General features: G+C 62.4%; 11 protein-coding genes. 5 read left to right on the top strand and 6 right to left on the bottom strand.

Going from position 1 to position 14,530, the window contains the following annotated elements:
* Positions 1-2: 2 nt before the first annotated feature.
* Complete coding sequence (locus tag HU715_RS10755) at positions 3-1,028, bottom strand: LacI family DNA-binding transcriptional regulator (RefSeq protein WP_186704899.1); 1,026 nt, start codon at positions 1,026-1,028, stop codon at positions 3-5.
* A 233-nt stretch (positions 1,029-1,261) separates the two neighbouring features.
* Between HU715_RS10755 and HU715_RS10750 the strand changes: the two genes are divergently transcribed.
* Complete coding sequence (locus HU715_RS10750; protein WP_186704900.1) at positions 1,262-3,415, top strand: WG repeat-containing protein; 2,154 nt, start codon at positions 1,262-1,264, stop codon at positions 3,413-3,415.
* A gap of 206 nt (positions 3,416-3,621) precedes the next feature.
* Here HU715_RS10750 and HU715_RS10745 read toward each other — a convergent pair whose 3' ends face one another.
* Positions 3,622-3,975: a hypothetical protein gene (locus HU715_RS10745; RefSeq protein WP_186704901.1), complete on the bottom strand. Its 354-nt coding sequence runs from the start codon at positions 3,973-3,975 to the stop codon at positions 3,622-3,624.
* Positions 3,976-4,403: 428 nt separating this feature from the next.
* Between HU715_RS10745 and HU715_RS10740 the strand changes: the two genes are divergently transcribed.
* Positions 4,404-9,272, top strand: a complete 4,869-nt coding sequence (locus tag HU715_RS10740) for an NAD-glutamate dehydrogenase (protein ID WP_186704902.1) — start codon at positions 4,404-4,406, stop codon at positions 9,270-9,272.
* Positions 9,273-9,458: 186 nt separating this feature from the next.
* Here the strand turns inward: HU715_RS10740 and HU715_RS10735 are convergent, their stop codons facing one another.
* From HU715_RS10735 to pdxR, 3 genes are all read right to left on the bottom strand, one after another.
* On the bottom strand, positions 9,459-9,863 hold the full coding sequence (locus HU715_RS10735; protein WP_186704903.1) for a cupin domain-containing protein: 405 nt from the start codon (positions 9,861-9,863) through the stop codon (positions 9,459-9,461).
* Positions 9,864-10,164: 301 nt separating this feature from the next.
* Positions 10,165-10,458: a putative quinol monooxygenase gene (locus tag HU715_RS10730; protein ID WP_122566412.1), complete on the bottom strand. Its 294-nt coding sequence runs from the start codon at positions 10,456-10,458 to the stop codon at positions 10,165-10,167.
* A gap of 121 nt (positions 10,459-10,579) precedes the next feature.
* Positions 10,580-12,013, bottom strand: coding sequence for a MocR-like pyridoxine biosynthesis transcription factor PdxR (gene pdxR / locus HU715_RS10725; protein ID WP_186704904.1), 1,434 nt, complete (start codon positions 12,011-12,013; stop codon positions 10,580-10,582).
* A gap of 195 nt (positions 12,014-12,208) precedes the next feature.
* Between pdxR and HU715_RS10720 the strand changes: the two genes are divergently transcribed.
* A complete protein-coding gene (locus HU715_RS10720) occupies positions 12,209-12,649 on the top strand; it encodes a carboxymuconolactone decarboxylase family protein (protein ID WP_186704905.1) in 441 nt (146 codons plus the stop codon).
* Positions 12,650-12,800: 151 nt separating this feature from the next.
* Here the strand turns inward: HU715_RS10720 and HU715_RS10715 are convergent, their stop codons facing one another.
* Positions 12,801-13,142 (bottom strand): hypothetical protein, encoded by a 342-nt coding sequence (locus HU715_RS10715; RefSeq protein ID WP_186704906.1) that lies wholly within the window; start codon positions 13,140-13,142, stop codon positions 12,801-12,803.
* Positions 13,143-13,347: 205 nt separating this feature from the next.
* Here HU715_RS10715 and HU715_RS10710 point away from each other — a divergent pair, with 205 nt between their 5' ends.
* Positions 13,348-13,980, top strand: a complete 633-nt coding sequence (locus tag HU715_RS10710; RefSeq protein ID WP_186704980.1) for a secretin and TonB N-terminal domain-containing protein — start codon at positions 13,348-13,350, stop codon at positions 13,978-13,980.
* Complete coding sequence (locus tag HU715_RS10705; RefSeq protein ID WP_053119708.1) at positions 13,977-14,522, top strand: sigma-70 family RNA polymerase sigma factor; 546 nt, start codon at positions 13,977-13,979, stop codon at positions 14,520-14,522. The genes HU715_RS10710 and HU715_RS10705 overlap by 4 nt, the downstream gene beginning before the upstream one ends.
* Positions 14,523-14,530: the final 8 nt, after the last annotated feature.

Raw genomic sequence — 14,530 nt, 5'->3', positions numbered from 1 at the left:
CATCACCGACCATTCCCAAGCGTCGACCCACGCTCAATCAACCGCGCCGCAAAATCCAGGGTCCGCACCGGCCCGTTGTCACCCCGCAAGCGCTTGAGCAGGCATTCGAACGCGCTGGCGCCGATCTCCGCGGTCGGTTGGGCCAGGGCCGTGATGCCGCTGCCTACCAACGGGTACCAATCCAGGTCATCGAGGGCGAGCAGGCCCACATCGTCGAACAAGTGACAACCCAACTCGCGCAACACCGTCGTGGCGGCCAGGGCGGCAATGCCATTGGCGCAGAACAATGTCTTGGGGCCTGGGCCCGGCTGCGCAAGAAAGGTCTTGATGCGCGTGGTCAACTGATCGGAGGTTTCCACCACGGTGCCGGCCAGGGCAGGGCGCCGTTGGAGGCCGGCCTTGAAACTCTCGACCCGCTCGATCCGCGAGCTGGTGCCGTCGAACGGCTCGGTTACCAGCAACAGATCGCGGTAGCCCCGTTGTTCGAGGTGATCGAGGGCCATTTCGATGGCCGCCGGGTTGTCCAGCCCGACCAGGTCGCTGTCGAGCCGATCGACCTTGCGATCTACCAGCACCAGCGGCATTTCGCTGCGCAACTCGAACAGCTCGTCGCGGTGATGCCCCAGGGTGTTCACGATCAACCCTTCGATGTTGTAGGCGCGCAGCAGCGCCAGGTGCTGGCGTTCCTGCTCGTCATCGCGGTCGGTGTTGCACACCACCAGGCTGTAGCCATGGCGACGGCAGGCGGTTTCCACGCCATGCATCACGGCAATCGAATAAGGGTTGCGGATATCGGCCACCAGCATGCCGATCAGGCGTGTGCGCCCGCGCTTGAGGCCGCGGGCCATCTGGTTCGGCCGGTAGCCCAGCTCGTTGATGGCCTGCTCGATGCGCCGGGCGATGGCTTCGGAGAGCAGGGCACGGTCTTCGCCAATGAAACGCGAGACGCTGGCCTTGGAGACCCCGGCGCGTTCGGCAACGTCGAGCATGGTCACGCGGCTGCGCTGGGCGGCGGAGAAAGAATTCACGGATTGAAACCTGCTTATTGGATTTATTAGTGGCTCTGAAACCGGTTTCAGGAAACACCAGAACCCAATCAGTCGTCAAGAGCGAAATGTCAGAGGCACGACCGGCGGCTGTTTCACATCAGTCGCACGGTGACGCCGATTCATCAGCGCCGGGCCACCCAGCCGATTTGCAGCACGCCAGGCCGTGTGGTTAGCTGCCTGCCTTCCCCAGCCCTTTGACGACCGAACCCACCATGACCTTTTCCCAGCCTCGTTTGAGATTGCTGTCGATACTGAGTGTGACCTTGTTGGTGGTGGGCTTTACGTCCTACATCCTGTTTCGCCACAGCGGCGCCCCAGCCGATGAAGGCTTCGCCGCCGAGCAATTGAACGAAGGCGGCATGGAAGACATCGGCACGTTGGCACTGCCCGAGGTGGGGAAACGCCTCAATTATTTGATCCAGGACACCGGTGAAACCCTCAGGTCCCTGGAGCGGGTCAGTGACGTGCAATTGAGCCTGACTGTCGAGACGACCGAGCCTGCCGGCGAACAGCCGTTGCAATACGAGCCGCTGTTCGTCCCGTTCACCAGCGCGCAACTGAAAGCTGAATTGGCGTCGATCCAGGACCTGCGTTTTGCTCAGAAACTGTTCGCCGACGGTTCCGAAGTGCGGCTCGATACCAGTCGCCTCGATCCTCTTTGGAAGCGCGCCGCCATGCCGGATGAGCCGACGGCCGAGCAGTATTTGCCGCAGCGCTTGGTTTTTCGCGATGGCAGCGAAAAAACCTTCGCCGAGCTCAAGGCGCCGCCCAAGGTCGGGTCCGACGACATGATCGCATCCCATGACGCCTTCGCACTTGCGGTGAACAAACCGCTGGCGAGTCTCGGCCTGACGGTCGCTTACCGCAGCTATCCGGCGTTCAGGAAAGTGGTGCTGGACAAGGACCAGCCGAAAGTGACCCTGGACGACGGCCAGTCCTTCCAGCTCACGGCCCTGGGTGATGGCAGCGCTTCCGTGCGCTTGAGTACGCTGAAATTGTCGACCTTCGTGGTGCAAGGGCTGGACGATGGGGGCAGGGCGCTCTACAGCAACGGGAACAGCTCCCTGGCGTTCCCCACCGAGGGCGATATCGCGGCGTTGCAGGACTATTACAACGCGCTGCTGCAGACCAAGGACGACCTCGAGCAGCTCAAGACCGGCCAGGCGGTACAACAGCAGTTGGAACGCGTGACCGAGGCGCTGGTCGCGCAGGCGGGGCCGTTGCAAAACACCGAGGTCGACTACCGATTCGAGGCCACCCCGCAACGCATCGTCATCCATGTACTCGATCCGATGGAAGACAACCGCGTTGAGTTCACCCAGGTCGACAACGTCCTGGCAGCCCAAGCACGGTACATCGCCCTGGACCGCAAGGCCGAGCGCTATGGCTTCATCGACCAGGCCGGCCAATGGTTGATCAAACCCCGTTGGGTGCAGGTGCAAGACAGTCCGGTGGCCGATACCTACACGTTGTTTTACCCGGAGAAGTCCAGCGACCCGGAATCGGAGTGGCAGGCGTTGCGCAGCCAGCTCGCCTATTTCCCCGCCGGTAGCAACAAGCTCGTCGACCTGCCGTTCGAACACATCACCGAGGCGCTGAGCAATGGCCTGCTGTTGGTGGAGCGTGAAACCAACGGCCCTTATGGGCTCTACGATGCCAGGCATCATCGGTTTGTGTTGCCGATGAAATTCGTCAACCCCACCGTGACCGATAACCTGTTCATCGCCCGTCTTGGCAAGCGAACTGATCTCATGGAAGGCCTGTACGGCGCTTATACCCTGGACGGCAAGGAGATCCTGCCAACGCAATTCTCGGGCATCGAGCACAGCGCGGGTCTGCTCTACGCCAGCTCCGCCGATCGGAGTCGTGAGGATGTTTTCGACCTGGAAGGCAAACGGATCAACCTCCCAGGTTACAACGTGATAGGCCGGTTTGTGGGGCAGCAGCCGCTGTTGGTGCAGGACACCAAAAGCAGGAAGTTCGCTTTTATCGATCGCCAGGGCGCGCGGCTACCGATCAAGTTGCCTTATGACGAAGTGACGCCGTTTTCCAACGGCATGGCGGTGGTCGGGCGCGATGACAGCTACGGTGCCATCGACTTGGCGGGCCGCTTGCAAGTGCCGCTGGATTACCAGCAGATCAACGCGTTCCAGACCCGTTACGCAGCGGCCATCCGGGCGGGTGGGGGCACCTCGTTGGTCTTGATCAGCCAGGACAACAAGGTGATCAAGGCGCTGGGGTCCTACTCCAGCATGAAGGTGCCGGATAACGGCAATGAGGCCCGTTACTATGTGAGGGACCCGAAGAACGATGACGAGTATCTGGTCTATGACGCTGATGGCGATCTCGTGAAGAAAGACGAATAACCGCTGGTGCACTGAACCTGTGGCGAGGGAGCTTGCTCCCGCTCGACTGCGCAGCAGTCGCAAGGCGGCCTATGCAGCTTGCCCATCACATCGCAGCGCCTGGTTTTGGGGTTGCTGCGCAACCCAGCGGGAGCAAGCTCCCTCGCCACGGGGTGCCTTTGGATCAGGGGTGGCTGATGCCACAGGAGCGTGTTCGTGTCCGGATCTCAGAGCTGGCTTATATAGGTCCCCGTCCCCTTGAGGATGTTCTGCAACGTCAGTTCCACTTCCGCCAGGTCCGCCGCATCGGTGCCGTGGATGATCTCCAGCACATCGTCGCCATTCAACGCATCGGCATCCGCCGGGGCAATCTCAATCAGCAGGCGGGTCGGGCTGAGCGTGACCTTGACGCCGTCCAGGGTCGAAGGCTCTCCATCCAGGGCGATTTCCAGTTCGTCTTCGTCGGGGTAGCGCGTCATCAGGAACATTTCGCCCTGGGCGCTGTGGCAGCAGAGCATGGCCATGTTGTCTTCTTCGTCGTCGCACGGGTTGGCGATCAGAAGGGCGGTGGTCATTTGCATGGTGATGCTCCAGGATCGAGTGCACCGGCGGGGTGCAAAAAGTGGATTTTGCCAGCCTGAAGGATTTTCTGCTGGTTTACCGCCTCGGGGTGCCGTTTGGTCCCCAGCCTGCTAGGGTTGTTCGGTGCGCACCGGCTGTTTAGCTAGCCGATGACCGAATATGTCGCAGCGCTGCAAGCAGGCAGGATGTCGCACTCGTTAAGCTGCGCAACGGATGTGCACCTGCAAAGTCCACCCGGGGTGATTTTTGCAGGTGTCCATGACATGAAATTACATGGAAAAGGATGTGACCTGCGGGTCCTGTCCAGCTTCACCCACCTGTCATCCTGTTTCCTCTGCCCGAGAATCAGGAACGGGATGGCCGACGGCCCCGAAAGGGGTTGCACGCGACGCTACCATCAATAACAAGCCCAAGCGGAGTACCACAGATGGCGTTCTTCACCGCAGCCAGCAAAGCCGACTTCCAGCACCAACTGCAAGCGGCACTGGCGCAGCACATCAGTGAACAGGCACTGCCACAAGTGGCGCTGTTCGCTGAACAATTCTTCGGCATCATTTCCCTCGATGAACTTACCCAGCGCCGGTTGTCCGACCTCGCCGGCTGCACCCTGTCTGCCTGGCGCCTGCTTGAGCGCTTCGACCACACGCAACCGCAGGTGCGCGTCTACAACCCCGATTACGAACGCCACGGCTGGCAGTCGACCCACACCGCCGTGGAAGTGTTGCACCACGACCTGCCGTTCCTGGTGGACTCGGTCCGCACCGAGCTGAACCGTCGCGGCTACAGCATCCATACCCTGCAAACCACCGTCCTGAGCGTGCGTCGCGGCAGCAAGGGCGAGTTGCTGGAGATCCTGCCGAAGGGCACCCAGGGCGACGACGTGCTGCAAGAGTCGCTGATGTACCTGGAAATCGACCGCTGCGCCAACGCCGCCGAACTCAACGTCCTGAGCAAGGAACTTGAGCAAGTGCTGGGCGAAGTGCGCGTGGCCGTGGCCGATTTCGAACCGATGAAAGCCAAGGTCCAGGAAATCCTCGACAGCCTGGACAGCAGCGCCTACGCCATCGACGCTGATGAAAAGAGCGAGATCAAGAGCTTCCTGGAGTGGCTGGTGGGTAACCACTTCACCTTCCTGGGCTACGAAGAGTTCGTGGTGCGCGACGAGGCCGATGGCGGCCACATCGAGTACAACCCCGATTCGTTCCTCGGCCTGACCAAGTTGCTGCGCGCCGGCCTGACCGCCGAGGACCTGCGCATCGAAGACTATGCCGTCGCCTACCTGCGCGAACCGACGCCGCTGTCGTTCGCCAAGGCCGCGCACCCGAGCCGCGTGCACCGTCCGGCCTACCCGGACTACGTGTCGATCCGTGAAATCGACGCCAACGGCAAGGTCATCAAGGAATGCCGCTTCATGGGCCTGTACACCTCTTCGGTGTATGGCGAGAGCGTGCGGGTCATCCCGTACATCCGCCGCAAGGTCGCGGAAATCGAGCGTCGCTCGGGCTTCCAGGCCAAGGCGCACCTGGGCAAGGAACTGGCCCAGGTGGTCGAAGTGCTGCCTCGCGACGACCTGTTCCAGACCCCGGTGGACGAGCTGTTCAGCACCGTCATGTCCATCGTGCAGATCCAGGAACGCAACAAGATCCGCGTGTTCCTGCGCAAAGACCCGTACGGCCGTTTCTGCTACTGCCTGGCCTACGTGCCGCGTGATATCTACTCCACCGAAGTGCGCCAGAAGATCCAGCAAGTGCTGATGGATCGCCTGAAGGCCTCGGACTGCGAGTTCTGGACCTTCTTCTCCGAGTCCGTACTGGCTCGCGTGCAGTTGATCCTGCGGGTGGACCCGAAGAACCGCATCGACATCGACCCGTTGCTGCTGGAAAAAGAAGTCGTGCAGGCCTGCCGCAGCTGGAAGGACGACTACGCCAGCCTGGTCATCGAGAGTTTCGGCGAAGCCCAGGGCACCAACGTGCTGTCGGATTTCCCGAAAGGCTTCCCGGCCGGCTACCGCGAGCGCTTTGCCGCGCATTCGGCCGTGGTCGACATGCAACACCTGCTGAGCCTGAACGAAAAGAATCCGCTGGTGATGAGCTTCTACCAGCCGCTGGGCCAGGTTTCCGGCCAGCGCGAGCTGCACTGCAAGCTGTATCACGCCGATACGCCGCTGGCGCTGTCCGACGTGCTGCCGATCCTGGAAAACCTCGGCCTGCGCGTGCTGGGTGAATTCCCGTACCGCCTGCGTCACACCAACGGCCGCGAATTCTGGATTCATGATTTCGCCTTCACCGCCGCCGAAGGCCTGGACCTCGACATCCAGCAACTCAACGACACCTTGCAGGACGCCTTCGTCCACATCGTGCGTGGCGATGCCGAGAACGATGCGTTCAACCGCCTGGTGCTGACCGCCGGCCTGCCATGGCGCGACGTGGCATTGCTGCGTGCCTACGCTCGTTACCTGAAGCAGATCCGCCTGGGCTTCGACCTGGGTTACATCGCCAGCACCCTGAACAACCACACCGACATCGCGCGCGAGTTGACCCGGTTGTTCAAGACCCGCTTCTATCTGGCGCGCAAGCTCAGCGGCGATGACCTGGAAGACAAGCAGCTGCGCCTGGAGCAAGCGATCCTCTCGGCCCTCGACGAGGTGCAGGTACTCAACGAAGACCGCATCCTGCGTCGTTACCTGGACCTGATCAAGGCGACCTTGCGGACCAACTTCTACCAGACCGACGCCAACGGCCAGAACAAGTCCTACTTCAGCTTCAAGTTCAACCCGCACCTGATCCCGGAACTGCCGAAACCGGTACCCAAGTTCGAGATCTTCGTCTACTCGCCACGGGTCGAAGGCGTGCACCTGCGCTTCGGCAACGTTGCCCGCGGCGGCCTGCGCTGGTCCGACCGTGAAGAAGACTACCGCACCGAAGTGCTGGGCCTGGTAAAAGCCCAGCAAGTGAAGAACTCGGTGATCGTGCCGGTGGGCGCCAAGGGCGGCTTCCTGCCGCGTCGCCTGCCACTGGGCGGCAGCCGGGACGAGATCGCGGCCGAGGGCATCGCCTGCTACCGCATCTTCATCTCGGGCCTGTTGGACATCACCGACAACCTGAAGGACGGCGCGCTGGTACCGCCGGCCAACGTCGTGCGCCATGACGACGATGACCCGTACCTGGTGGTGGCGGCGGACAAGGGCACTGCGACCTTCTCCGACATCGCCAACGGCATCGCCATCGACTACGGCTTCTGGCTCGGCGATGCGTTCGCCTCCGGCGGTTCGGCCGGCTACGACCACAAGAAAATGGGCATCACCGCCAAGGGCGCGTGGGTCGGTGTGCAACGTCACTTCCGCGAGCGCGGCATCAACGTCCAGGAAGACAGCATCACCGTGGTGGGCGTCGGCGACATGGCCGGCGACGTGTTCGGCAACGGCTTGTTGATGTCCGACAAGCTGCAACTGGTCGCGGCCTTCAACCACCTGCACATCTTCATCGACCCGAACCCTACGCCTGCCAGCAGCTTTGCCGAGCGCAAGCGCCTGTTCGACCTGCCGCGTTCGGCCTGGACCGACTACGACGCCAGCATCATGTCCGAAGGCGGCGGTATCTTCTCGCGCAGCGCGAAGAGCATCGCGATTTCGCCACAGATGAAAGAGCGCTTCGACATCAAGGCCGACAAACTGACCCCGACCGAACTGCTGAACGCCTTGCTCAAGGCGCCGGTGGACCTGTTGTGGAACGGCGGTATCGGTACCTACGTCAAGGCCAGCAGCGAAAGCCACGCCGATGTTGGCGACAAGGCCAACGACGCGCTGCGCGTGAACGGCAACGAACTGCGCTGCAAGGTCGTGGGCGAGGGCGGCAACCTGGGCATGACCCAACTGGGTCGCGTCGAGTTCGGCCTCAATGGCGGCGGTTCCAACACCGACTTCATCGACAACGCCGGTGGCGTGGACTGCTCCGACCACGAAGTGAACATCAAGATCCTGCTCAACGAAGTGGTGCAGGCCGGCGACATGACCGACAAGCAACGCAACCAGTTGCTGGCGAGCATGACCGACGAAGTCGGTGGCCTGGTGTTAGGCAACAACTACAAGCAGACCCAGGCCCTGTCCCTGGCGGCACGCCGCGCCTTCGTGCGGATCGCCGAATACAAGCGCCTGATGAACGACCTGGAAGCCCGGGGCAAGCTGGACCGTGCCATCGAGTTCCTGCCGACGGAAGAGCAACTGGCCGAACGTGTCGCGGCGGGCCATGGCCTGACCCGTGCCGAACTGTCGGTGCTGATCTCCTACAGCAAGATCGACCTCAAGGAAGCGCTGCTCAACTCCCTGGTGCCGGACGATGACTACCTGACCCGTGACATGGAGACGGCTTTCCCGCCAACGCTGGTGAGCAAGTTCTCCGAAGCCATGCGTCGTCACCGCCTGAAGCGCGAGATCGTCAGCACCCAGATCGCCAACGACCTGGTCAACCACATGGGCATCACCTTCGTCCAGCGGTTGAAAGAGTCGACGGGCATGAGCCCGGCGAACGTGGCCGGTGCCTATGTGATCGTTCGGGACATCTTCCATCTCCCGCACTGGTTCCGTCAGATTGAAGCCTTGGACCACCAGGTCTCGGCCGACGTGCAACTGGAGCTGATGGACGAGCTGATGCGCCTGGGCCGTCGCGCCACGCGCTGGTTCCTGCGCAGCCGCCGCAACGAGCAGAACGCTGCCCGTGACGTCGCTCACTTCGGTCCGCACCTGGCCGCGTTGGGCCTCAAGCTCGACGAACTGCTGGAAGGTCCGACCCGCGAAGGCTGGCAGACCCGCTACCAGGCCTACGTGGCCGCCGGCGTGCCGGAGTTGCTGGCGCGCATGGTTGCCGGTACGACGCACCTGTACACCTTGCTGCCGATCATCGAGGCTGCCGACGTTACCGGTCAGAACGCCGCCGATGTGGCCAAGGCTTACTTCTCCGTGGGCAGCGCCCTGGACATCACCTGGTACCTGCAACAGATCAGCGCACTGCCGGTGGAAAACAACTGGCAGGCACTGGCCCGTGAAGCGTTCCGTGATGATGTCGACTGGCAACAGCGGGCGATCACCATCTCGGTCCTGCAAGAGGGCGATGGCGCCCAGGACGTGGAAACGCGCCTGGCACTGTGGCTGGAGCAGCACCACGAAATGGTCGAGCGCTGGCGTGCCATGCTGGTGGACATCCGTGCCGCCAGCGGTACCGACTACGCCATGTACGCGGTCGCCAACCGCGAGCTGCTGGACGTGGCAATGAGTGGTCAGGCGGTCGTGACGGCCAACTGATCCGACGTTGAATGAAAAAGCCCCGCATTGAGAGATGCGGGGCTTTTTTTGTTTTTAGGATCCACTGTGGGCCCCTGTGGGAGCGGGCTTGCTCGCGAAAGCGGTGGGTCAGTCAACAAAGCTTAGTCAGGGAAACCGCTTTCGCGAGCAAGCCCGCTCCCACAAGGGGGACTGCGTCTAGGTGAGTTAGTTTTTCAACGGAATCAACACCGCCTCATCCTCGCCCATCACCATGAACACCAGCAATTTAGCCGGTTGGCTCGCGCTGGCGTTTTTCGACACCAAGTGCTCGGAACCCGCCGCTTCATACCAGAATTCCCCGGCTTTGTAGGTCTTCGCCGCCTCGCCCTTGACCTGGGAAGTGATGGCGCCTTCGAGTACATAGGCCATGGCCGTGCCCTCGTGCTTGTGGGCAATGGACGCTTGGCCGGGGGCGTAGTTGACGGTCAGCATCATGGCTTTTTTACCTGGAACATTTTTCAGCATTTGCTCCTGCAACACCGTGACCTTCTCCGAAGGCGCGGTTTCGTGGGCGTAGGCCTGGGTAATGGGCAGCAGGCTGAGGGCGGCGAGCAGACAGAGTGTTTTCATGGGAGATGGCCTATTTGGTTTCGAGTGATTTCGCGCTGTCGCGGCGATGGGTCACCCTAAGCCCCAGGGCGGGGCAAGCAAACGTCCAATCTTTCGGAAGGTGGGTAGACCAATTGGCTGGGTCGATGAAGCCATTGGCCGATGGAGCTTTTGTGGCGAGGGAGCTTGCTCCCGCTGGGTGGCGAAGCCGCCCCAACACAGGCGGCGCATTCAATCAGAGTCTTGCGTCTGCTGCGCAGCCGAGCGGGAGCAAGCTCCCTCGCCACAGGGTGAAGTGCTTGGCAGGAATAGATTCGTGGTCTCAGACAATCGGAAAACTATTGAAATCCACGCTTCGAGCCAGGCGGTTGTCGATCAGGCTGATGAAACCTTGCACTTCAGGACAGTTGAAGTGGGCTTGCATGGCCGCTTCCGATTGCCAGCGGGCACTGACGTTCCAGCGGTCGCCATCGTCGGGGCAACGGTCGACCAGATAGGCATCGCAGCCGGGCAGGGCGCGCAAGGTCTCGACGATTTGCTGCAATTGCCGGCCCAGTTCTTCCGAGCGACCGGCGGCGGCTTGCACCTGTACGGTATTGATCACTTGGCGAGACATTGTTCAGGCTCCTGAATCAAGTCGGACGGTGGTTATTCACGATCAATGACACCCGTGCAGGATAGGCCTGGCGGCGCAAGGCTCAAACAGCCAATGGGCGGATAAATGCCCAGTCCAATTCTCAAGCCACCTGCTGCAGAATGTCGCGCAAACGGTCCAGGGCGACATCGATGTCCAGGGTTTCGATCGCACCGAAACCGAAGAACAGGCCCGGTCGCACAGGCACATCATTGAAAAAACCCTCGAGGCTGTAGAGCCCGACCTCGGCTTTTTTCGCCAGCTCGATCACCAGCGCCAGGTCCATCGGCACCTTGCACAACACCGCCATATGAAAGCCCGCGGTGGTCGGCACGGCCTCGAACCAGGGTGACAAGTCCCCGGCCATGCGCGCCAGGATCCGCTCGCGGCGCCCGGCATACAGGGTGTGGCAGCGACGGATGTGCTTGAGCAGGCAGCCTTCGGCGATGAACTTCGCCAACGCCCACTGGGGCAGGGTGGAGGTGTGCTGGTCGGTGAGGCGCTTGGCCAGGATCACCGCTTCAAGGATCGCTGGCGGCAGGATCGCGTAGCCGAGCCGCAGTTCCGGCAACAGGGTCTTGGAGAAGGTGCCGACGTACGCCACGATCCCGCGTTCATCCAGGCTCTGCAACGAATCGGCGGGCCGCCCTTCGTAGCGGAATTCGCTGTCGTAGTCGTCTTCGATGATGATCGCCCCCAACTCATAGGCCCGCGCCAGCAACGCCTCGCGACGGGCCTGGCTCATGGGCATGCCCAGGGGAAACTGGTGGGAGGGTGTCACGTAGATCAACCGTGTGCCGTCGGGGATCAGGTCCACCCGCAGGCCTTGATCGTCCACCGGCACCCCGGCCACCGTGGCGCCCTGGGAGCCGAACAGCAACCGCGCCGGCGGATAGCCGGGGTCTTCCATGGCCACCAGGCTGCCGGGACGGGTCAACACCCGCGAGATCAAGTCCAGGGCTTGCTGCGCGCCGTTGCACACCACGACGTCTTCGTCCTGGCAATTGACCCCGCGGGAAAACGCGATATGCCGGGCAATGGCATTGCGCAGCGCCGGCAGGCCTTCGGGCTGGCTGTAGAAGCCCTTGGCGCTGGCGATCTGGCGCAGCGCGTGGGCGGTGCAGCGCCGCCAGTCGTCCAGCGGAAACTGCCCTTTGCCGGTGGCGCCACCGATGAAGTCGTAGCGCAGCGCACCTTCGAGGGTGGGATGGCGCATCAGGTCGGGCATGGTGCGCCAGGCCTCGACGACATCGGCACCGGCCAGTTCGCGGTGGCTTTGCTTGCGTACCACTTTGGCGGGCCGCGCATTGACGTAGGTGCCTTTGCCGATAATGCCAGTGAGGAAGTTTTCGTAGGTCAGTTGGGCGTAGGTGTCGGAAACGGTCTTGCGCGAAACACCCAGTTGCTCGGCCAGCAGGCGACTGGGCGGCAGCTGGGTGCCGGCGGCCAGGCGGCCGCTCTCGATGGCACTGCGCAATTGTTGATACAACTGGCCCGACAGGTCCTTGCGGCCGTTGATGACAACATGAAGTTCCATACCCGCAAGCTCCTGGGCGATTGGTCGGCGGCCAGCGTCAAAAACGCAAGGTTACCCGCATTGTGCGATTGCGTAGAAGTTGCGTGGGGAAAATCCCGTCGATTGGACTTGTCTCCGGTTTTTTCGCCGAATTGGACCTGTCATTGACCGACCCCAGGGCCTACCGTGGAACGCTCGAACGCCACGGAGCCCGCCATGAGCCCGCGTCTGGATTACTACGCTGCTTCCCCCGGGGCGATGAGGGCCATGATCGGCCTGGAAGCCCTGACCAGTCGCCTGAGTATCGAACCGGCGCTGCTGCACCTGATAAAGATCCGCGCTTCGCAACTCAATGGCTGCGCCTTCTGCACCGACATGCATTCGGTGGAGGCGCGACGCCAGGGCGAGACCGAACGGCGGCTCTACGCGGTGGCGGTATGGCGCGACAGCGGTTTCTTCACGGCCCGCGAACGGGCCGGCCTGGCCTGGACCGAGGCGGTGACGCTGTTGGCGCAAAGCCAAGTCCCCGACGACGTCTACGCCCAGGCCCGGGCCTGCTTCAGCGAGGAGGAACTGGTGGACCTGACCCTGGCGATCAGCACCATCAACAGCTGGAACCGGCTGGCGGTGAGTTTTCGCCAGAGCCCGGGGGGCTGACTATCTGGATCAGGCTCTGAAGTGATCCCTGTGGCGAGGGAGCTTGCTCCCGCTCGGTTGCGCAGCGACCGCAAAATTCTTGGGCCGCTGCGCCCGAGGCGTCGGACCGGCCCAGCGGGAGCAAGCTCCCTCGCCACAAAAAGCAGTGTCGTTATTTGGGCAGCGGTGAGGTGTTGGCCGGCACCGGCGGCCGCTGGGGCTTGACCGAGGTGCCAAACGTATTGCCCATGCGCACCCCCGTGGCCGCCGGGGTCGCCAGGCCGACGCTGTTCGGCGCGCGTTCGTTGACTGGCACGTTCATGGCCTCCTGGGCCCGTTGCGCTGCGGTTGCGGCCTCGGGGTCATTACCCATCTGCCGGCTCAGGCAGTTGTAGTCGGGCGTCTTGTAGCCACCGACGGTCACCTCGATACAGCCCGGCGCTTCTTCGCCCTGGGCCCAGGGCATGGCCAAGAGCAACCCGAGGCCTGCCGCCATTTTCGTCCACTGTTTCATCACCGACCTCCTGGTCCGCCATGCAAGACGGTTCGTTGTCAGGGCATCAGTCTAGTGCGGCCTGGAGGATTTGTATCAGTTGTCATACGACATTCATAAACACCCCTCAGGATGACGATTTTCAACGGATACGTCAGTCGTGCAGCAGGGCAGAGCCGGGGGCGGACGAGGACGTGGATTGACCGGGGTGCCCTTGGGGTGGCTGGTGGTGTTGCTGTGTCTGCTGAGCGCGCCGGCCCAGGCAGTCGACTGGGTAGAGCTGGATATCGCGCCCCAGGAATTGACCACGGCGCTGGAACAGTTCAGTCGTTTTACCGGCATGGCCGTGCTGGTTGACCAGCAGCTATCGGACCAGCGCCATACGCTGGGCGTGCGGGGGCGGTTCACGCCTTCCGAAGGGTTGCGGGTGTTGCTCAGCGGCACCGGGCTGGCGGCGCATTATGCCCGGGCGGATGCGTTTACGTTGCAGCCGGTGCGGGTCCGCGAGGTGCCGTTGCCTGCCGGCGTTACCCCGGGCTTGGGTGACAGCAACTACGCAGCCGCCATCCAGACGGTCATACAGCGCAATTTATGTGGTTCACCGTTGACCCGCCCGGGCAGTTTCCGGGCGGTGCTGCAAATGTGGATCGGCCGGGACGGCGTGGTCCAGCACAGCCGCCTGGTCAGTTCCACGGGCGACCTGATGCGGGACAAGGCCTTGGTCGATAGCTTGCAGAACCTCAGGATCGACCGCCCGGCGCCCAGTTCGCTTCGCCAGCCGGTGACCCTGCTTTTGTTACCCGACTCATCAGGAAGAAGCATGGAATGCACAACAGGGGAAGGGGTGCCCGGGCGATGAAAGACATCGGCCGCAGCCCGTTGGTGAAGCTGTTCCTCACCTCCTATGAGGATTTCCGGGTGCGCTTGCGCCGGCGCCTGGGTTCCGAGGAGCTGGCCAACGATGTGCTGCATGAAACCTACCTGCGGGTCGATCGCATGGTCGACACGTCGGACATCGCCCAGCCCAATGCCTATTTGTATCGCATGGCCCTGAACATTGCCGCTGACCGTCGGCAGGCCGATGCACGCTTGCTCACGGGGGATGAAATCGAGGAGTTGCTGCAGGTCTCGGATGAAGCGTTGGATCCGGCACGGGTGGTGGGTGGGCAGAAGGAGTTGCAGACGTTGCTCAAGGCCTTGTACGAACTGCCGGCGCGGCGTCGCAGGATTTTCATCGCCGCCCGCCTGGAAGAAGCGCCGCACTTGGAAATCTCCCAGCGCTTCGGTATCTCCACCCGTATGGTGGAGAAGGAAATCAAGGCGGCGCTGGGGCATTGCGCCCTGCGCCTGGAAAGAAAAGTTATTCAGCGGTTCGGTCCCGGCGCGGGAAAACCGTCTTGAGAGTAGAG

It is taken from the genome of Pseudomonas zanjanensis (assembly GCF_014268745.2).
Taxonomy (GTDB): Bacteria; Pseudomonadota; Gammaproteobacteria; order Pseudomonadales; family Pseudomonadaceae; genus Aquipseudomonas; species Aquipseudomonas zanjanensis.
This window is presented reverse-complemented; position numbering and strand designations above follow the sequence as displayed.